Genomic DNA, 19,334 nt, shown 5'->3' with positions numbered 1-19,334 from the left:
TACCACGGCGGACCGGGGCCCGCCCTGCGGCTCCCCAGCCGCGAAGACGGAAGCGATGGCGGCGGGTGGGAGGGGGAAGCCCACCGCCATCGCCACCGGTCAGCTGGCGTAGTACAGCTGGTATTCCAGCGGGTGGGTGGCCGCGCGGAACTTGGTCACTTCCTGCATCTTCAGCGCGATGTAGCCGTCGATGAAGTCATCGCTCATCACGCCGCCGGCCTTCAGGAACTCGCGGTCCTTGTCCAGCGCTTCCAGCGCCTGGTCCAGCGAGGAGCAGACCTGCGGGATCAGCTTCTCTTCTTCCGGCGGCAGGTCGTACAGGTCCTTGTCGCTCGGTGCGCCCGGGTCGATCTGGTTCTTGATGCCGTCCAGGCCGGCCATCATCAGCGCGGTGAAGGTGAGGTAGCCGGACTGGATCGGATCCGGGAAGCGCATTTCGATGCGGCGTGCCTTCGGGTTGGACACCCACGGAATGCGGCACGAAGCCGAACGGTTGCGGGCCGAGTAGGCCAGCATCACCGGTGCTTCGTAGCCCGGCACCAGGCGCTTGTAGCTGTTGGTGCCCGAGTTGGCGAAGGCGTTGATGGCCTTGGCATGCTTGAAGATGCCGCCGATGTACCACAGCGCCAGCTGGCTCAGGCCACCGTAGCCATCACCGGAGAACAGGTTGGTGCCGCCCTTGGACAGCGACTGATGCACGTGCATGCCGCTGCCGTTGTCGCCGACGATCGGCTTGGGCATGAAGGTGACGGTCTTGCCGTTGCGGTGCGCGACGTTCTTGATCACGTACTTCATGCGCAGCAGTTCGTCGGCCTTCTGCACCAGGGTGCTGAACTTGGTGCCGATCTCGCACTGGCCGGCGGTGGCCACTTCGTGGTGCTGCACTTCCACTTCGATGCCGACCTGTTCCAGGGTCTTGCACATCTCGGCGCGCAGGTCGTGCAGGGTGTCGGTCGGCGGCACCGGGAAGTAACCGCCCTTCACGCCCGGACGGTAGCCGCTGTTGGCGCCGTCGTACTTGGCGCCGCTGTTCCACGCCGCTTCTTCCGAGTCGACCTGGAAGAAGGTGTGGCCCATTTCATTGGCGAAGCGGACCGAATCGAAGATGAAGAATTCCGGCTCCGGGCCGAAGAACGCGGTTTCGGCGATGCCGGAGGACTTCAGGTAGGCCTCGGCGCGCTTGGCGATGCCGCGCGGGCAACGGCCATACGGCTGCATGGTGGCCGGATCGAGGATGTCGCAGCTGATCACGATGGTCGGATCGGCGTAGAACGGATCGACGTAGGCGCTGGCGGTATCCGGCAGCAGCACCATGTCCGATTCGGCGATTCCCTTCCAGCCGGCGATCGAGCTGCCATCGAACATCTTGCCTTCTTCGAACAGCGACGGCTCGACGATGCTGACCGGGAAGGTCACGTGCTGCTCGACACCACGCATGTCGACAAAGCGCAGGTCGACGAACTCGATCTGGTTGTCCTTGATCAGCTTCTCAACGTTTTCCACGGACATCGGTACGACCTCGGATGGGGATGAATGCCTGCTGAGGTACAGCAACGACCGTGCCAACTTTTCGCAGGCTGCAAGTCATTGATTTCAAAAAGGCCGCCCCGCAGCGGTGCAGAACCGTGCGCACCAAATGGGTGCAGCCGACAGCGGACGCACCCGTTTGGTGCGGCAGTGATCGTCTATCCTCTCGACCTTCTTCCTTCCTGCCGCGCGTGCCCGCACCGTCCATGTCCGACCTGCTCTCCGCCCTGTTGCTGGGCATCCTCGAAGGCTTGACCGAGTTCCTGCCGATCTCCAGCACCGGCCACCTGCTCATCGCCCAGCACTGGCTGGGTGCCCGTTCGGACTTCTTCAACATCGTCATCCAGGCCGGCGCGATCGTGGCGGTGGTACTGGTGTTCCGCCAGCGCCTGCTGCAGCTGGCCACCGGTTTCGGGCAGCGCGAGAACCGCGAGTACGTATTCAAGCTGGGCGCGGCCTTCCTGGTCACCGCCGTGGTCGGCCTGGTGGTGCGCAAAGCCGGCTGGTCGCTGCCCGAGACGGTCAGCCCGGTGGCCTGGGCACTGATCATCGGTGGCATCTGGATGCTGCTGGTGGAGGCCTACACCGCGCGCCTGCCCGACCGCGACCAGGTGACCTGGACCGTGGCGATCGGCGTCGGCCTGGCACAGGTGGTGGCCGGCGTGTTCCCCGGCACCTCGCGTTCGGCCTCGGCGATCTTCCTGGCCATGCTGCTGGGCCTGAGCCGCCGCGGCGGCTGCCGAGTTCGTGTTCCTGGTCGGCATTCCCACCATGTTCGCCGCCAGCGCCTACACCTTCCTGGAAATGGCCAAGGCCGGACAGCTGGGCAGCGAGAACTGGACCGAGGTGGGCGTGGCCTTCCTCGCCGCGGCCGTCACCGGCTTCGTCGTAGTGAAGTGGCTGATGGGCTACATCAAATCGCACAGGTTCACCGCATTCGCGCTTTACCGAATCGCGCTGGGCGCCGCGCTGCTGCTGTGGTTGCCCTCCGGCAGCTGAACAGCGCCGGGGCACGGTAACCCCGTTGCCGGCCCCACCCCGTTTCCCCCACGGTTCCCCAAGGAGAATCACCATGAACCGCAAGCTCACCCTGCTCCTCCCGCTGGCCCTGCTGGCCGCCTGCAGCCAGACCCCGGCCCCGGCCGGCACCGGCGGCGACGACGTGGCCCCGGCCGCGGCCAAGGCAGCAGACCAGCAGACGCTGGCGCACCTAGACGCGCAGCGCCTGCAGAGCCAGCACTGGCTGCTGCAGCAGGCCACCGCCGCCGACGGCAAGCGCATCGACGCGCTGTTCGCCCGCGAAGACAAGCCGGTCACCCTGGACTTCGCTGATGGCCGCCTGTCGGTCAGCAACGCCTGCAACCACATGGGTGGCGGCTACACCCTGGCCGACGGCAAGCTGACGGTCAGTGCGATGGCCTCGACCATGATGGCCTGCACCGACAAGGCGCTGATGGCGCTGGACGAGGCCGTGTCGAGCCGCCTGCAGGGCGAGCTGAAGGCCGAGCAGGATGCCGATGGCAAGCTGACCCTGACCACCGCCAAGGGCGACGTGCTGGTGTTCAACCCGGAACCGACCGCTGAAACCCGCTACGGTGGCGCCGGCGAAACCGTGTTCCTGGAAGTGGCCGCCAAGACCGAGAAGTGCTCGCACCCGCTGATCCCGGACTACCAGTGCCTGCAGGTGCGTGAAGTGAAGTTCGACGACAAGGGCCTGAAGCAGGGTGAGCCGGGCAAGTTCGAGAACTTCTACGGCAACATCGAGGGTTACACCCACGAGGACGGCGTGCGCAACGTGGTGCGCGTGAAGCGCTACGAAGTGAAGAACCCGCCGGCCGATGCGCCATCGCAGGCGTACGTGCTGGACATGGTGGTCGAGTCGGCCATCGAGAAGAAGTAAGACGACAGAAGGGCGGCCGCGAGGTCGCCCTTCTTCGTGGTGGGTAGGGCCGGCCGCTGGCCGACTGCCCCTTTTCATGGTGGCTCGACGCTACAGAAGCAAAGCCGGCCAGCGGCCGGCTCTACCCATCGTGCCGCTCAGCCCAGCGCCGGGTTCAACGTGTAGGTGCCATGCAGTGCGGCTTCGGCCAGCACGTGGCCGTGCATGGCGCGATATGCGTCGGCGGCGGTGAAGCGCGCCGGAAGTTCCAGCGAGGCCACATCCAGCGCGAACACGCGGAAGAAATAGCGGTGCACGCGTTCGTCGTTGAACGGCGGATACGGGCCGTCATAGCCCAGGTAATCGCCGGCCATGTCCGGGTTGCCCGCAAACCAGCCGGTGAAGTCGTTCAGGCCCTGGCGGCTGCCCGCCGGGCCAGCCGGTGCGGTCTTGCCCTTCACCACGAAGCCATCGCTGCAGCTGCCGGCGGCGATCTCCTGCACCGAGGCCGGAATATCGGCCATCACCCAGTGCACGAAGTCGCAGCGCGGCTGGTCGCGCGGCACGGTCATGTCGCTGCGGCCGACCGTTTCCGCAACGGTCGGCACATCCGGGTCCACGCACACCAGCAGGAACGAACGCGTGCCTTCCGGTGCACCGTTCCAGGCCAGGTGCGGATTGCGGTCCGGCGCGAAGCCGGTGGCATCGCCGGCGGCGAACGCGCGGTCGATCGGCGCGCCGTTGGTCAGGCTGTGGCTGCTCAGTTGCATCGGCTTCTCCTTACTCTTCCGGGTAACCCAGGCGCACCGCAATCGGGGTGAGCTTGGCAAAGGCGGCGCTCATCACGTCGCGGTAGTTGCGCCAGTGGCCCGGCGGGAAGCGCGGTGCGCCCAGCTGTGCGGCCGGCGGCATCTGCCGCTCGAACAGGCGTCCCAGCAGCTCGGCCATCGCGTGCGGATCATTGCCGATCTGGTCGATGCGCAGCAGCACGTGCGGATACAGTTCTTCCTCATGCAGGGTGGCAACCTGCGCCAGCCCGCGCGCCAGCCATTCGCTGGCTTCAGCCAGCGAGGTCATCGCCAGCGGAGCGGCAGCGCCGTAGGCCACCCAGTCCAGCAGCATGTCGCGCGGGTCACGCAGCACGAGCACCAGTCGTCCCTGCGGCAGCTGCGGGCGCAGCGCCCACAGCAGGGCGTTGTCCCACCACAGCAGCCAGTCGATGACGGCATCACCCTGCAGGCCACGCGCCGGCAGCTGCTCGCGCCAGCGCTGCACCAGCCGCTCCGGGGTCAGCACGCCGGAGGCGAGGTCCTGCAGCGTGTGGTAGTTCTGGAATGCATCATCCGGCGGATTGCTGGTGTAGCGGTCGCTGCGCAGCACCGGGCTGGCGGCCGCCAGGCCGGTCGCAACCCGCTCCACACCCGAACCCGGCGCACCCCACAGGAAGATCGGCGCGGAGCTGGCATCACTGTCGATCTCGCCCTTCTCCGGCCAGCTCGGCGGCGCCTTGGCCTGCGGTGGAAGCGGCAGGCGCTGCGGTGCCTGGTCGGCCTGCAGCGCCATCCACGTCTGCAGCGCCTGTTCCGGCTGGCCAGCGCGGTCCTGGATTTCACCCAGCCAGGTACGCAGGTCGGCGCGATGGCCGTCCGGCGCCCTGTCGATCAGCGCCTGCACGCGCGCGATCGCGGCAACCGGATCACGCTGCAGCAGGCCTTCGACCAGGCGTGTTTCGCCACTGACGCGGCCCGGTTCGAGGCTGACGATACGTTCGGCGATGGCTTCGGCCTGTTCGTGTTCGCCCACCATGTCATGCAGGCGCAGGCGTGCTTCCAGTGCCGGCAGATGACCCGGCATCGCGTCCATCCAGCGCTCCACGGTCGCCGCGGCGGTCGGGCTGCCGACTTCTTCCACGGCCAGGCGTGCCAGCCACAGGTCGTGCAGCTGCGGATGCTGTTCCAGGGCAGCGTCCAGGCGGCGCGGGCCTCGTCTTCGCGGCCCAGGCGCTGCCAGGACATCAGCAGCAGCTGCAGCACCTGGCGGTCGTCGGGGATCGATTCCAGCAACGGCAGCAGATGGTCCAGCGCCTGCAGCGGCTGGCCGCCGCGCAGCGACAGTTCACCGGCAAGGCGACGCATCGACGGCGTATCCATGCCTTCCTGCTGAAGCGCGATCTGCATCGCTTCGGCAGCCGCCTCCAGGTTGCCCTGGCGCAGCGCCAACTGCACTACCAGGCCATGCAGCGAGCTGATGGCCGGGTTCAGCTCCAGCACGCGGCGGAACGCCTGCTCGGCGAAGGCCAGCATGTCCTTGCCCAGGTAGGCGAAGCCCAGTGCGTACAGCACGCGGGTGTCGTTGGGCTGCGCCTGGTTGGCCGCCGACAGCAGCGTCAGCGCACGATCCGGGTCGTCGCGGCGCAGCGCGATCATGCCGTCGATGGTCAGCAGTTCCGGGTGGTCCGGCTCTACGCGCGAGGCCAGCGTGGACAGGCGCTGGGCTTCATCGAAGTCGTTGCGGCCGATCGCCAGGTGCGCCTGCATCAGATAGGCGGCGAAGGAATTCGGGTCAAGCCCGGTGGTACGTGCCAGCGCTTCGTCAGCGCCCTGATACTGGCGCAGGGCGAGCAGCAGGCCAGCGTGCTGCAGGTGCAGCTGGGCATCATCGGGGGCCAGCTGCAACGCCTGCTGCAGCGCCTCCATCGCATCCTCGGCCTTGCCCTGCTGCTGCAGCGCAAGCGCCAGCCAGCGGTGGGCTTCGGCCTGGCCGGGTTCATCACGGGTCCACGCCTGGGCCAGCTGCACGGCCTGGTCGGCCTGGTTCTGGCGCAACGCTTGGATGATCTGGTCTTGCATGGCGGTCCGGTTCAAGTGCAAACCCGCATTGTAGCGGTCCACGCACCGGTGCCGGTTCAGCCCGCCAGCACCCGCTGCAGGCGCTGCGCCACCCAGCGCTCGGAGAAGCCGTCGCCGCGCCAGTTTTCGATGAACCCGCAGTGGCCGCCCCAGCAGGCGGTTTCCAGGCGCGCCTGGCCCGGCAGCTGCCAGTTGCTGAAGGTCGCGTACGGAATCACCGGGTCATCCTGCGCCATCAGGATGTCGGCCGGTACCTGCAGGGACGACAGGCGGTCGCCGGCGATCGAGTAGCCGTCGAAATAGGCCTGCAGCGAACCGAAGCTGGTGTGGCGCTCGACCAGCCAGGCGGTCAGCGCGCGGATGTCCAGCTTCAGCACGCGGTCGTCGCAGTCGCTCAGCTCGGGGAACAGATCGCGCTTGCGGCGCAGCGAGCCGGCCCACTTGCGGCGGAAGTACCAGTCGTACATCGCCGGGCCGTTCTCGATGCTCTCCATCGTCAGCGCCGGGTCCAGCACCGGGCACACCGAGGCGACGCGCAGCAGCGGCACGCCGGCCGCCGGCGCGCAGGGCCAGGCGCAGCACGAAGTTGCCACCCAGCGAATAACCGGCGGCCACCAGCGGCAGCTGCGGCCAGCGCTGGGCGATATCGCCCGCGGCGTGCACCACTTCATCGATGAGATTGGAGTGGAAAATGCCGGGGTTCAGGTGATGGGTGTTGCCGTGGTCGCGGAAGTTCAGCCGCACCACGTCGAAGCCCTGCTCGATCATGCGCGCGGCGGCCATGCGCATGTAGCTGGATTCGGCACTGCCTTCCCAGCCATGCAGCAGCAGCGCGATGCCCTTGGGCTCGCGGCCTTCGACATGGCTGTGCCAGCCCTGCAGGCGCACGCCATCACCACCATCGAGGATCAGCTCTTCGCTGACCGCACCGGTGGCCGCCAGCAGCAGCAGGCCGCGCTGCAGGCGCATGCGGCTGGAGCTGAGCATCGACTGCAGGTGCGGATTGCGCAGCCAGCGCGGCGGCTGGTAGTCAGTCGCATGCAACGTCGGTGTACCGGCGTCCAGGACGGGTGGCGGGACCAGGGCCACCGTGCCCTCAGCCGGTGCTCATGGCCGCCACGATGCGCGCGCGAGGTTTCCGCGATGCGTCGACGGCCTTCCAGGTCCTGGGTACCGATCGGCTCCAGGAAATGCACTTCGGTATGCCGCGCCGGCTCACCCAGCAGGCGCAGGAAATTGGCGGCGAAACTCTCGCCCGGGCCGAATGCCACGATGGTCTGTGCGTCACCCTTGAACCCATAGACCAGCGCCACAGGCTGCACCGGAACACCGGTTTCGACCGCGGCCTGGAAGATGCGGGCATGGAACGGCCCCACTTCATGGCCACCGCGGGTGCGCCCTTCCGGGAACACGCCTACTGCCTTGCCGGCACGCAGGCGATCGGCCATCACCTGCATCACGCCACCGAGCGATTCGGTATTGCCGCGCTGGTGGAAGATGGTCTGCCCGCGCGCGGCGAGCCAACCGACCAGCGGCCAGCTGGCGATTTCGCGCTTGGCGACGAAGCCCATCATGCGCTGGCTGTGCAGGATGGAGATGTCGACCCAGCTGACGTGGTTGGCGACGAACAGCACGGCACCGGGCAAGGGCTGGCCCACCCGTGACAGGCGGAAGCCGAAGATCCACATCAGGCCGCCCTGCCACCAGTTCACCACCTTCGCCCCGAAGGTATCCTCGCCCACGCGCAGCTCGCCCCACGGCGGGAGCATGCCGATCAGGATCAGCGGCAGGAACACGATGATGTGGACCAACAGCAGCGGTACGCGGTACAGGTAACGGCACACACGCGCCACGCCGCCACGGGGGGCCGGAGTGGGGGGGAAGTCATCCGCGCACGATACCGGAGCGCCGCAGCAGCTGCCAGCCGATTTAGGCCATAACCGCCATTGACCGGGGCAATCGGCGGGGAACGCTGGGTTCTGCCGCCGTCAACACGCCCGCCGGGGGCTCAACCGTGGCCGGCGGCCACCACCGCCAGGGTCAGCCGAGAGATGCACACCAGCCGGCCCTGCTCGTCTTCGATGCGGATCTCCCACAGCTGGGTGCTGCGGCCGACGTGCAGCGCGCGGGCGGTGCCGGTGACCGTGCCCGAGCGCACGGCGCGCACGTGGTTGGCGTTGATTTCCAGGCCCACGCAGATCTGCTTGCCGGTATCCACGCACAGGTTGCCGGCGCTGCTGCCCAGGGTCTCGGCCAGCACCACCGAGGCGCCGCCGTGCAGGATGCCGTACGGCTGCCGGGTGCGCTCATCCACCGGCATGGTGGCCTGCAGCCAATCCTCGCCGGCGGCACTGAAGACGATGCCCAGGGATCCAATCGCCGTGTTGCGGCTGAGCGCGTTGAGCTGCTCGATGGAAACGGCTTCGCGGAACACCTGGGCCATGCGGGTACCTTCAGAGGATGGGAACGAGACCGGCGCCGAATGCGGTCAGCATGCGCACCAGCAGCCACTTCGGGCCGACGTTGACTTCGGGGAAGTCGCCGACGGCGACGTAGCAGTTGTGGAACGCCGGGTCCTGCCGTGGCAGCGGCTGCGGGCAGTCCGGACCGGGCTTGAACTCGTAGTCGGTGGCGTAGCGCCACGGCCAGAAGTCGAGGATCGGCAGCGCTTCGGAGGCTTTGCCGACGCTGTAGTTCAGGCCCGACAGCACTGGCGGCTTGGCCCGCGGCGCCACTGTCCACGAGTTCTGCGGATGGGTATCGCGCAGGATGCTCTCGGCCAGCTGCTCGGCAAACACCGGATCGTCGATGATCACCGCGCCTTCGGTGTTGTAGTTCTCGCTGCGCGGATCGAAGTTGTGGGTGCCGACCACGCCGATGCGGCGATCGACCACCAGCGACTTGGCGTGCAGGCCCATGCGGGCGCCCTTGCGGGTGACCGGCAACGGCTTGTTGACCGCCTTGCTGCCCAGGAACGACGGACGCGTCTCGGTGCGCAGCAGGCGCGTTTCCACCTCGCTGCCGGCGGCGCGGCGACGTTCGCGCGCGTTCTGGTAGGCACTGCCGGTACGCGGATGATGCACCGCCACCTGCTTGCGGGGCGCGGCCAGATCCCCGTCGCTGCCACCACCGGCATTGCTGCCAGCGGCGCTGCCGCCGATCAGCGGATTGCGCCCGCCGTCGTCGTCGCCTCCGGGCGCGGCGATCGGGTCGGGCAGCAGATTGCGGTAGTCGACCGGTGCATCCAGCGGGAACGGCTTGTACTCGAAGATGTTGAAGCCCAGTTCGCGCATGTTGCGTCGCTTGTACTTGTACGACAGCGCATACACGATCGGGTTGTCGGTGGCCGCCAGGCTGTTGCTGGACACCACCACGCGCGGCGGCTGCGGGCGCTTGCGCAGCTCGCGGAACAGCTTCTGCGCCGGCTTGGACAGCACCAGGTACGGCGTCTGCAGGATCACTTCCTTCTGCGCGCCGGCGATCAGTGCATCCAGCTGCGGCTCGGTCACGTGCTGGCCGGCCAGCGGGGCATCGGCCTTCTCGCGGCGGTGCTTGCGCGGCAGGTCGGCGACGTAGCGCACCGAGGCCACCGGCAGCGCGGTATCCACGAAGGAACGGGTGACGAACTCCATGTCATTGGCTTCAGCGCTGACCCGCTGCACCCGCTCCGGGCGGCGGAACGTGGCGGGCGGCAGCACCGGCACGCCTTCGCGCAGCAGGGTGCGGCCCACGTCATTCAGGCGCTCGGCCGGCACGCTGCGCTTGGCGCGCCAGAACGCATCGAAGTTGGCCGCCATCGCCCGTGCTTCCGGGCCGGCGATCATGACGTCGCGATCGCGGAAGTTGTACTCGCGATCCCAGTCGTAATAGTCGTCCTGGTAGTTGCGGCCGCCGACCACGCCGATCGCATCGTCGATCACCAGCAGCTTGTTGTGCATGCGCTGGTTGAAGCGACGGAAGCAGCACAGCACGCTGCCGGCGTAATCGAAGTAGTTCAGCCGGGCCTTGCCGAAGGTCGGGTTGTAGACCCGCAGCTGGAAATTCTGGTGGGCACCGGACAGCGCGCCGAGGATCTCCAGGTCGGAGATCGCCGAGAGCTGGTCGATCAGCACCCGCACCTTCACCCCGCGCCGCGACGCGGCCAGCAGTTCGTCGATGACCAGCCGCGCGCTGTCGTCCTTGTCGAAGATGTAGGTCTGCAGGTCGATGCTGCGGGTGGCACTGCGCAGCAGGTTCAGGCGCGCCACCAGGGCGCCCTCCCCCTCGTCCAGCAGGGTGGCGTAGTGGCGCGGCTGCTCCGGGGTGGATTCGGTGAACGCCCGGCCGGCCAACGCCCGCAGCGGCGAATCCTGTGCGCAGCGGTCGGCGCGCTGGCAGTCGACCTGGATCGAGCGCGCCTGCACGGCGATCGCTTCGGCGCGGTCGCGCTCGGCATTGGACAGCGATGCACAACCGCTGCCCAGCAACACGGTTGCCAGCGCCAGTACACGCAGCAGGAGGTTCACGGTTTCGGCGCCTCGCTCAGGCGCGCTCGCAATACGAAGGTCACTCGGTCACTCAAGGCAAGCTGCCAGCTGTCCATTCCATACCGGCCTCGCTGCACGGTACCGCGGCTGACGACGTCGCAATCATAGCCGGGTCGGGCGCAATCCGCCTTCTCGACCTTCAGTGTCTCGGGGTGGCTGATCCCGCGCAGGGTCAGCCGCCCGTTGATGTCGCCCCCGTCTTCCACGGTCTCCGGCCAGTACGGCAGCGAGTCGAACTCGACCACCGGGTGGCGGCCTGCGTCGAAGAACTCCTCGCCGCGCATCCAGCCGGTGTAGCGCGCCTTGCCGGGGATCTCGACCGAACGCGTGAACATCTTCAGGTGCACCTGATGGCGGCCGTCGGAGAGGATCTCGATGCGACCCTCGAAGTGCGGGAACAGGCCTTCGATGCGTTGCCCGAAGCGGGTCCGCACCTCGAAACCGATCTGCGAGCGCTGGGTATCCAGGTGCAGGACCCGGTGCGCTTCAGCGACCACCGGCGGCAAGGGCGTTGGCGGTGGCGCGGCAGCCCAGGCCGCGCCGGAAGCCAGCAGCACGGGCAGCAGAAAGCGGCTGCGCCGCGCCAGGCTCATTGGATCACGGCCACCAGAACGCGTTCAGGCTGGCCACGCCCGGCTCGATCGAGGCCTCGCGCGGGAAGCCGAGCACGGCAATGCCGGCCGGCGGCATGCCGCGATAGTCGCTGCTGGTGCCTTCCGTCATCAACGCCACCAGGCGCTCCAGGCCGGGGTTATGGCCGACGATCAGCACCCGGTCGAGGTCACGGCGGTCGTCCACCAGCGCCGCCAGGGTGCCGGGGGTAGCCTCGTAGATGCGGTCTTCCAGGCGCTTCTCGACATAGCCGATGGTGCCGAGCACGGCTTCCAGGGTCTCCCGGGTGCGCCGCGCCGGTGAGCACAGCACGCAGTCCGGCAGCAGGTTGTTCTCCTTCAGCCACTTGCCGGCGGCTTCGGCTTCGGCGAGCCCCACCGGCGACAACGGCCGGTCGAGGTCGGCCTGGCCGGGGGTAGCCGGTTCGGCATGGGCATGGCGCAGCAGGATCAGTTCACGCATCGCGGGTTTCCATGAAGAAGAGGATGCAGCAGAAAGAGTGACGCAGGCATCAAAGCTTCAGCCAGGACAGCAGCGGCTCCCAGTCGGCCTGGTGCTCGCGCACCTGGGCCGAGCGGTAGTCGAACAGGCTGCGGCCCAGGCCGGTCATGACCACATAGCTCTGGCTGTCGCGCAGCTGCGCGACCACCGGGTACGGCCATTCACCCAGCATCTGCAGCGCCTGCTGCGAGGTCTGGGTCCATGGTTTGGTACGGTTGAGCACTAGCCCCACCGGCAGCTTGCGGCTGTGCACGCGCGGGTTCTGGGCCAGGCTGTTGAGGAAGCCGACGATCGCTTCGATGTCCAGCGCCGAGGGCAGCACCGGTACCACCACCGCGTCGGCAGCGTCGAGGAAATGGGGAATATCGTCAGCCAGGGCACCGGCCGGCGCATCGATGATGACGGTGTCGGTGCCGTCGGGCAGCTTCTGCGCCCACTGCTTCTTCCGATACACGTCGATGGGGAGCACCGCGCTTTCCAGCCCGGCACGGCGTTGTGCCCAGCGGGTGCTGGAACCCTGCGGGTCGGCATCGGCAATCACCGTGGCCTTGCCCTGCAATGCCGCGTACGCGGCCAGGTGGGTGGCGACGGTGGTCTTGCCCACCCCGCCCTTGGAACCGGCCACCAGGATCGTCTTCATGCCAGCCTCGCTTCCGGGTACGTGCCCCGAGCGTACACCGGTGATGGTGACGGGAGGTAGCGTCGTGCTGAACCAGCGGCCATCGCCTTTGCTATCGTGGCGCCCCCGAAGGATCGAACCGGCATGAGCGAACTGCAGGATCTGAGCGCGTTGATCCGCGCCAATACCCCACTGATCGTCATCGAGACCCAGGACGAGGGTCGCATCGTCGAGCTGTTCCGGCAGACGCTGATGCACGTCTGGCGGGCGCTGCACCGCTGGTCGATCACCGAGGGCCTGCGCCGGATCGACCTGGACAGCGAAGACCCGCCGGTCGGACCGCCCGATGCCAGCGCGGCCCTGCAGATGATCCGCCAGGCCGACCAGCGCGGCGTCTACCTGCTGCTCGATTTCCATCCCTACCTGGGCTATGCCAGCCACCAGCGCGCCCTGCGCGACCTGATCCAGCGCCGCCACAGCGAGCCGCACGTGCTGGTGCTGATCGGCGCCAAAGTGGAGCTGCCGGCCGAGCTGGAAGCGCTGGCGGTGCGCTTCAACCCGCGCCTGCCCGATGCCAATGCCCTGCTGAAGATGCTGCGCGAGGAGGCCGACGCCTATGCGCGCGAGCATGGCGGCCGCCGGGTTGAAGTCGACAGCGAGGCGGTGAAGAAAATCCTGAAGAACCTGCAGGGCCTGAGCCTGGTCGATGCCCGGCGCATCGCGCGCCAGCTGATCTACGCCGACGGCGCACTGCGCGACGACGACCTGCCACAGCTGGCGCGGCTGAAGTTCGAGCTGCTCAACCGCAGCGGCCACCTGTTCTTCGAACATGACAGCGCGCTTCGGCGATGTGGCCGGCGCCAACCGGCTCAAGCGCTGGATCAACCAGCGGCGCGTGGCCTTCATTGCCGGCTCCGCCCCGGCCGGGCTGGACCCGCCGCGCGGCATGCTGCTGCTGGGTGTACAGGGCTGTGGCAAGTCGATGCTGGCCAAGGCCACCGCCGCCGGCTTCGGCGTGCCCCTGCTGCGCCTGGACGTGGGCGCGCTGTACAACAAGTACCACGGCGAGACCGAAGCCAACCTGCGCCAGGCGCTGGCCTCGGCCGAACAGCTCGCGCCCTGCGTGCTGTGGATGGACGAGATCGAGAAGGGCCTGGCCAGCGGAGGCGAGGACGGCGGCGTGTCACGCCGCGTGCTCGGTTACCTGCTGACCTGGATGGCCGAACGCAAAGCGCCGGTGTTCATCGTCGCCACCGCCAACCAGGTGCACGAGCTGCCCGCCGAGCTGCTGCGCAAGGGCCGCTTCGACGAGATCTTCTTCGTCGATCTGCCCTCGCCTGACGTGCGCGTGGAACTGCTGCGGCTGCACCTGGGCCGGCGGCAGCTCAACGCCGACGACTTCGCACTGCCCGCGCTGGCGGCGGCCGCCAATGGTTTTTCCGGCGCCGAGATCGAGCAGGCGATCGTGGCTGGCCTGTATGCGGCGCATGCCGAGGGCCAGCCGCTGGACACCGAGCTGCTGATGACCGAGATCCGCGCCACCCGACCGCTGTCGGTGCTGATGGCAGAGCAGGTAGAAGCACTGCGTGCGTGGGCGTCGGGGCGGACGGTTTCCGCGGACGACTGAGGGGTTTCCAGCGAACGGCGCAGCCCCTCGTGGCGGCTGGTTGACTGTGAACATCAAAAGCCGCGCTTGGCCGGGCGGGATGGATTCGCGGGGGACGCCGTCAACCCGTCCATGGGGGCTTGGCCGCGGCATCCATGCCGCGGACACCCCCGCGAACCCATCCCGCCCGGCCTCTGACAATTTCCGAGTGCGTCCGCCACGTAAAAGAAAAAAGAAAAGCAGAAGCAAAGGCAAAAGCGCTTGGCCGGCCGCTCTTTGTAGAGCCGAGCCCACACTCGGCTGCATTTCGATCAGATATCGAATACTCGATTCCGATGTGGATTCATTCGCGCATGGCGTGGACATCGTGTCGACCAAGGTCGACACCTACCAACAGCTGCCGGAATCTGTCGAAGGCGGGGCACTGTGGGTTTGCGGGGTGTGAGCCGCATGGATGCGGCGACCAAGCCCCCAGGACGGGTTTACGGCGGCCCCGCAAACCCACAGTGCCCCGCCATCCCGCAGGAAGCCCGCTGTTGCTTCGGCTGTTGCTGTTGCTTCAGCTGTTGCCTCTGCGGGTGCCGGGTGCAACCCGGCCGAACCCCTTCCCTCAGGGCCAGGCAGGTGGTGCGGCCGCCCAGGCCTGCTGCACCTCGGCCAGCGACGCGCGCTCATCCTCACGCCACTGCGGCAGCAGCTGCCCATAGTTGGCCGTGGTACTCCACTGCGTCGGCTCGGTGCGTACCGCAGCCGCATACCACTGCACCGCCTCCTGCTTCTGCCCCATCCGCCACAATGCCAACGCATAGGTCGGTGGCACCCAGGTGGGCTTCGTACGGGCGTTGCTGGCCGATACCAGCCACTGTTCCAGCGCCGCCTCCGGCTTGCCCTGGCGCAGCAGGTCCCAACCGTAGTTCCAGCGCACGCTGCGGCCGCTGCTGCTCTGTGCCGGCGCCTCCTTCATCGCCTCGCCATACAGCTGCTCGGCCAGCTCGCCACGGCCCTGCGCGCCGGCCACCGAGGCCAGCTGCACCGTCGCTTCCACCGCGCGGCGGCCGCGCTCACGCAGCTTGACCAGCTGGGCCACCAGCTCATCGCCCTCGCCCTGCACCGCCACCATCGGCGTTGCCGCCAGGTCGTTGTCGAAGTAGAACTCCTGTGGTGCCGGCACAGCCGGCGCGGCCCACGCAGTGGCCACTCCCGAGGCCAGCAGCACGCTGGCCAGGATCTTTCCTGGAACTGACATCCCTTCTCCCCAGGCCGCAACTGCAGCCTCCCTCTCTCTCCCCGATCCTAACCCCAGCACCGCCGCGGGCGCGAGTGCCGGGGCCTCGCGGCCCCGCTGCTACAATTCGCGCCTTTCCCGCCGCGTGCCTTCACGCGGCCGGTGCCAGCCGATCCTACCGGGCCAGCCATGACCAGTACCGCGCAACTCACTTCGCCCTCGTCCGCCGACCTGCTCGACCGTGATTACACGCTCGACCACAAGTACACCCGCAGCGAGGGGCGGATCTATCTGAGTGGCGTGCAGGCGCTGGTGCGGCTGCCGCTGATGCAGCGGCTGCGCGACGCCGCCGAAGGCATCGACAGCGCCGGCTTTGTCAGCGGCTACCGTGGCAGCCCGCTGGGTGGCTTCGACCTGGAGCTGTGGGCGCGCGCAAGCACCTTGAAGCAGCCAAGGTGAAGTTCACCCCGGGCCTGAACGAGGATCTGGGCGCCACCATGGTGTGGGGCACGCAACAGACCAACCTGTTCCCCGGCGCCAACGTGCAGGGCGTGTTCGGCATGTGGTACGGCAAGGGCCCGGGCGTGGACCGCTGCGGCGACGTGTTCAAGCACGCCAATGCCGCCGGCACCTCGCGCTACGGCGGCGTGCTGGCGCTGGCTGCCGACGACCATGCCTGCCGCAGCTCGACGCTGCCGCACGGCAGCGAGGACGAGTTCGTCAGCGCGATGATGCCGGTGCTGAACCCGGCCGGCGTGCAGGACATCCTCGACATGGGCCTGCTGGGCTGGGCGATGAGCCGCTATACCGGCCGCTGGGTTGGCTTCAAGACGATCGCCGAGACGGTGGAATCGTCGGCCTCGGTCGAGGTCGATCCGATGGCGCGCCGCATCGTGCTGCCGGAAGACTTCGAGATGCCCTCGGGTGGCCTCAACATCCGCTGGCCGGACCCGCCGCTGGACCAGGAAATGCGCCTGCACCGCTATGCGGTGAAGGCGGCGCAGGCGTTTGCCCGCGCCAACGGCATCGACAAGGTGGTGATGGATGCGCCGCGCGCGGCTGGGCATCGTCACCACCGGCAAGAGCTACCTGGACGTGCTGCAGGCGCTGGAGTACCTGGGCCTGGACGAAGCCGCGTGCGCCGACATCGGCATCCGCGTGTACAAGGTCGGCATGACCTGGCCGCTGGAACCGCAGGGCATCGCGCGCTTCGCGCAGGGCCTGGAAGACATCATCGTGGTGGAGGAGAAGCGTGCCTTCATCGAGCGCCAGATGAAGGAACAGTTCTTCAACTGGCCGGCCAGCTGGGGCCAGCGCCCGTCCATCGTCGGCAAGTACGATGAAAGCGGCGAATGGATCCTGCCGTCCACCGGTGAGCTGACGCCGGCCACCATCGCCGGCGTGATCGGTCGCCGCATCCAGAAGTTCTTCAACAACGAATCGATCGAGCAGCGCCTGCAGTGGATGCAGGAGAAGGAAGCCGAGCTTGCGTTGCCGCGCGCCAGCTTCCCGCGCGTACCGCACTACTGCTCGGGCTGCCCGCACAACACCTCCACCCAGGTGCCGGAAGGCTCGCGGGCGCTGGCCGGCATCGGTTGCCACTACATGGTGACCTGGATGGACCGCAGCACCGACACCTTCACTCACATGGGCGGCGAAGGCGTGACCTGGGCCGGGCAGGCGCCGTTCACCGACACCCCGCACGTATTCCAGAATCTGGGCGACGGCACCTATTTCCACAGCGGCTCGCTGGCGATCCGCCAGGCGGTCGCCGCCGGCGTCAACATCACCTACAAGATCCTCTACAACGACGCGGTGGCGATGACCGGCGGCCAGCCGGTGGACGGCCCGCTGAGCGTGCCGGACATCGCAAAGCAGATGCGCGCCGAAGGCATCCACACCATCGTGGTGCTGTCGGACAACATCGGCAAGTGGACCGGCCAACGCGAGCACTTCCCCAGCGACGTCGAGTTCCACGACCGCAGCGAGCTGGATGAGGTGCAGAAGCGCCTGCGCGAGGTGAAGGGTGTTTCGATCCTGATCTACGAACAGACCTGCGCCACCGAGAAGCGCCGCCGCCGCAAGCGTGGCAAGCTGGAAGATCCGCAGAAGCGCGTGCTGATCAATTCGCTGGTCTGCGAAGGCTGTGGCGACTGCGGCAAGAAGAGCTTCTGCGTGTCGGTACTGCCGAAGGAAACCGAGTTCGGGCGCAAGCGCGAGATCGACCAGTCCAACTGCAACAAGGACTATTCCTGCGTGAACGGTTTCTGCCCGAGCTTCGTCACCGTGCACGGTGGCCAGCCGCGCAAGGGCAGCAAGCGCGATGCTTCCACCCTGCTGGACAACCTGCCGGCACCGGCCATCCGCGGCACCCTCGAACAGCCCTGGAACATCCTGATCACCGGCGTCGGCGGTACCGGCGTGGTGACCATCGGCGCGCTGCTGGGCATGGCCGGCCACCTGGAAGGCAAGGGTGCGACCGTGCTCGACCAGACCGGCCTGGCACAGAAGGGCGGCGCGGTGACCACGCATATCCGCATTGCCCGTCGCCCTGAAGACATCCACGCCGTGCGCATCGCCGCCGGCGAAGCCGACCTGGTGGTGGGCTGCGACATGGTGGTGGTCAACGACTACTGGGCGCTGTCGAAGGTGCGTGCCGGCCGTTCGCAGGTGGTGCTCAACACCTATGAGGCGATGCCCGGTACCTTCACCACCCGCCCGGACATGCAGTTCCCCGCCGCCGACATCGTGGCCGGTGTGCGCGTGGCGCTGGGCGGCCAGGAGCCGTTGCTGCTGGATGCCACCCAGCTAGCCACCGCGCTGCTGGGCGATGCGATCGCCGCCAACCTGTTCATCCTCGGCTATGCGTGGCAGCAGGGCCTGGTGCCGCTGTCGTTCGAATCGCTGATGCGCGCCATCGAACTGAACGGCGCGGCCGTGGCGATGAACCAGCAGGCCTTCGCTTGGGGCCGCCTGGCCGTGGTCGACCCGCAGGCCGTGCAGCAGGCCGCCGGCCTGGTACGCAACCGCCACACCGATACCGAATCCACCCCGGGCCCGCTGCATCCGCTGCCGCCGGGCGAGTGGGAGGGCAACGAATGGGGTGCCACCGCCGCACCGCGCAACACCGGCGACGAACGCGAACTGCGTGGCCTGCCCTCGCACGGTGGCGACGTGGCATTCCTGCCGCTGGACGATGCACGCCTGTCGCGTTCGCTGGATGAAATGATCGAGCGCCGCGCCGCGTTCCTGGTCGAGTACCAGGACGCTGCCTACGCCAACCGCTACCGCAGCCTGGTCGAGCGCGTGCGCGCCGCCGAAGCCGACCGCATCGGCGGTTCCACCGCGCTGACCGAGACCGTAGCCCGTTACCTGTTCAAGCTGATGGCCTACAAGGACGAGTACGAAGTGGCCCGCCTGTATACCAGCGGCGACTTCCAGCGCCGCCTGCAGCAGCAGTTCGAGGGCGATTACCAGCTGCGTTTCCACCTGGCACCGCCGCTGTTCGCCAGGAAGGACGAGCAGGGCCGGTTGCTGAAGAAGGAATACGGCCCGTGGATGTTCAAGGCCTTCGGCCTGCTGGCCAAGCTGAAGTTCCTTCGCGGCGGCCGGCTTGATGTGTTCGGTCGCACCGAGGAACGCCGCATGGAGCGCAAGCTGATCGGCGATTACGAGGCCACCGTGCAGCTGCTGCTGGACGGCCTGGATGACGACCGCCTGGCGCTGGCGGTGGAGATCGCCAGCGTGCCCGAGCACATCCGCGGCTTCGGCCACGTCAAGGAAGCGCATTTCGAGCAGGCCAAGGCGCGCGAAGCCGCCCTGCTGGCGCAGTGGCGGAACCCGAAGGCGCTGCATATCGTGCAGGTGGCTTGAGCACCGCTGACGGCACGAAAGCAACCTATTGATTGCATATTGAGATAGCAATCGATAGGTTGCCTCCAGCGAAGGAAAGAGATAGGTTGCTTGTCGTAATGCAACCTATCCTTTGCG

At 67.7% G+C, this 19,334-nt stretch carries 11 protein-coding genes and 5 pseudogenes; 5 read left to right on the top strand and 11 right to left on the bottom strand.

Annotated features, from left to right (window positions below; translation table 11 throughout):
• Positions 1-99 precede the first annotated feature (99 nt).
• Positions 100-1,509 carry a type I glutamate--ammonia ligase gene (gene glnA, locus ACZK2V_RS00540; protein ID WP_004153533.1) on the bottom strand — a complete coding sequence of 470 codons (1,410 nt, stop codon included), beginning with the start codon at positions 1,507-1,509 and terminating at the stop codon, positions 100-102.
• A 224-nt stretch (positions 1,510-1,733) separates the two neighbouring features.
• Here glnA and ACZK2V_RS00535 point away from each other — a divergent pair.
• A pseudogene (locus tag ACZK2V_RS00535) lies at positions 1,734-2,526 on the top strand (undecaprenyl-diphosphate phosphatase).
• A gap of 73 nt (positions 2,527-2,599) precedes the next feature.
• Entirely contained in the window at positions 2,600-3,427 is an 828-nt protein-coding gene (locus ACZK2V_RS00530; RefSeq protein ID WP_049423162.1) for an META and DUF4377 domain-containing protein, read from the top strand.
• Positions 3,428-3,564: 137 nt separating this feature from the next.
• Here ACZK2V_RS00530 and ACZK2V_RS00525 read toward each other — a convergent pair whose 3' ends face one another.
• From ACZK2V_RS00525 to ACZK2V_RS00485, 9 genes and pseudogenes are all read right to left on the bottom strand, one after another.
• Positions 3,565-4,176, bottom strand: coding sequence for a YbhB/YbcL family Raf kinase inhibitor-like protein (locus tag ACZK2V_RS00525; protein WP_049423164.1), 612 nt, complete (start codon positions 4,174-4,176; stop codon positions 3,565-3,567).
• Between the two features lie 10 nt (positions 4,177-4,186).
• Positions 4,187-6,255 (bottom strand): annotated as a pseudogene (locus tag ACZK2V_RS00520) (tetratricopeptide repeat protein).
• Between the two features lie 56 nt (positions 6,256-6,311).
• A pseudogene (locus tag ACZK2V_RS00515) lies at positions 6,312-7,299 on the bottom strand (YheT family hydrolase).
• A 52-nt stretch (positions 7,300-7,351) separates the two neighbouring features.
• Positions 7,352-8,099, bottom strand: a pseudogene (locus tag ACZK2V_RS00510) (lysophospholipid acyltransferase family protein).
• A 164-nt stretch (positions 8,100-8,263) separates the two neighbouring features.
• Positions 8,264-8,698 (bottom strand): hotdog fold thioesterase, encoded by a 435-nt coding sequence (locus ACZK2V_RS00505; protein WP_486322891.1) that lies wholly within the window; start codon positions 8,696-8,698, stop codon positions 8,264-8,266.
• 10 nt (positions 8,699-8,708) lie between these two features.
• The gene (locus tag ACZK2V_RS00500) at positions 8,709-10,760 is read right to left on the bottom strand and encodes a phospholipase D family protein (RefSeq protein WP_071228820.1); all 2,052 of its coding nucleotides are present in this window, start codon (positions 10,758-10,760) and stop codon (positions 8,709-8,711) included.
• On the bottom strand, positions 10,757-11,374 hold the full coding sequence (locus ACZK2V_RS00495) for a YceI family protein (protein ID WP_032128717.1): 618 nt from the start codon (positions 11,372-11,374) through the stop codon (positions 10,757-10,759). Before ACZK2V_RS00495 ends, ACZK2V_RS00500 begins: the two co-directional genes overlap by 4 nt.
• A 4-nt stretch (positions 11,375-11,378) precedes the next feature.
• Entirely contained in the window at positions 11,379-11,855 is a 477-nt protein-coding gene (locus ACZK2V_RS00490) for a SixA phosphatase family protein (protein ID WP_005407539.1), read from the bottom strand.
• A 49-nt stretch (positions 11,856-11,904) separates the two neighbouring features.
• Entirely contained in the window at positions 11,905-12,534 is a 630-nt protein-coding gene (locus tag ACZK2V_RS00485) for a ParA family protein (RefSeq protein ID WP_010487235.1), read from the bottom strand.
• A gap of 123 nt (positions 12,535-12,657) precedes the next feature.
• Here ACZK2V_RS00485 and ACZK2V_RS00480 point away from each other — a divergent pair.
• Positions 12,658-14,140 (top strand): annotated as a pseudogene (locus ACZK2V_RS00480) (AAA family ATPase).
• 589 nt (positions 14,141-14,729) lie between these two features.
• Here the strand turns inward: ACZK2V_RS00480 and ACZK2V_RS00475 are convergent.
• Positions 14,730-15,365 carry a tetratricopeptide repeat protein gene (locus tag ACZK2V_RS00475; RefSeq protein ID WP_032128715.1) on the bottom strand — a complete coding sequence of 212 codons (636 nt, stop codon included), beginning with the start codon at positions 15,363-15,365 and terminating at the stop codon, positions 14,730-14,732.
• Positions 15,366-15,533: 168 nt separating this feature from the next.
• Between ACZK2V_RS00475 and ACZK2V_RS00470 the strand changes: the two genes are divergently transcribed.
• Positions 15,534-15,803, top strand: a complete 270-nt coding sequence (locus ACZK2V_RS00470) for a hypothetical protein (protein WP_486322890.1) — start codon at positions 15,534-15,536, stop codon at positions 15,801-15,803.
• 585 nt (positions 15,804-16,388) lie between these two features.
• Positions 16,389-19,217: an indolepyruvate ferredoxin oxidoreductase family protein gene (locus ACZK2V_RS00465; RefSeq protein WP_486322889.1), complete on the top strand. Its 2,829-nt coding sequence runs from the start codon at positions 16,389-16,391 to the stop codon at positions 19,215-19,217.
• Positions 19,218-19,334: the final 117 nt, after the last annotated feature.

This window comes from Stenotrophomonas sp. 93052_Sma (assembly GCF_056481145.1).
Note: the sequence above shows the minus strand (reverse complement) of the source record. Positions and strands in the feature narration are given on the sequence as shown.

Bases quoted from the DNA above. Each gene is read 5' to 3' on its own strand.
- glnA (WP_004153533.1), bottom strand. From the start codon at position 1,509: ATGTCCGTGGAAAACGTTGAGAAGCTGATCAAGGACAACCAGATCGAG.
- ACZK2V_RS00530 (WP_049423162.1), top strand. From the start codon at position 2,600: ATGAACCGCAAGCTCACCCTGCTCCTCCCGCTGGCCCTGCTGGCCGCC.
- ACZK2V_RS00525 (WP_049423164.1), bottom strand. From the start codon at position 4,176: ATGCAACTGAGCAGCCACAGCCTGACCAACGGCGCGCCGATCGACCGC.
- ACZK2V_RS00505 (WP_486322891.1), bottom strand. From the start codon at position 8,698: ATGGCCCAGGTGTTCCGCGAAGCCGTTTCCATCGAGCAGCTCAACGCG.
- ACZK2V_RS00495 (WP_032128717.1), bottom strand. From the start codon at position 11,374: ATGAGCCTGGCGCGGCGCAGCCGCTTTCTGCTGCCCGTGCTGCTGGCT.
- ACZK2V_RS00490 (WP_005407539.1), bottom strand. From the start codon at position 11,855: ATGCGTGAACTGATCCTGCTGCGCCATGCCCATGCCGAACCGGCTACC.
- ACZK2V_RS00485 (WP_010487235.1), bottom strand. From the start codon at position 12,534: ATGAAGACGATCCTGGTGGCCGGTTCCAAGGGCGGGGTGGGCAAGACC.
- ACZK2V_RS00475 (WP_032128715.1), bottom strand. From the start codon at position 15,365: ATGTCAGTTCCAGGAAAGATCCTGGCCAGCGTGCTGCTGGCCTCGGGA.
- ACZK2V_RS00470 (WP_486322890.1), top strand. From the start codon at position 15,534: ATGACCAGTACCGCGCAACTCACTTCGCCCTCGTCCGCCGACCTGCTC.
- ACZK2V_RS00465 (WP_486322889.1), top strand. From the start codon at position 16,389: ATGCGCCGCGCGCGGCTGGGCATCGTCACCACCGGCAAGAGCTACCTG.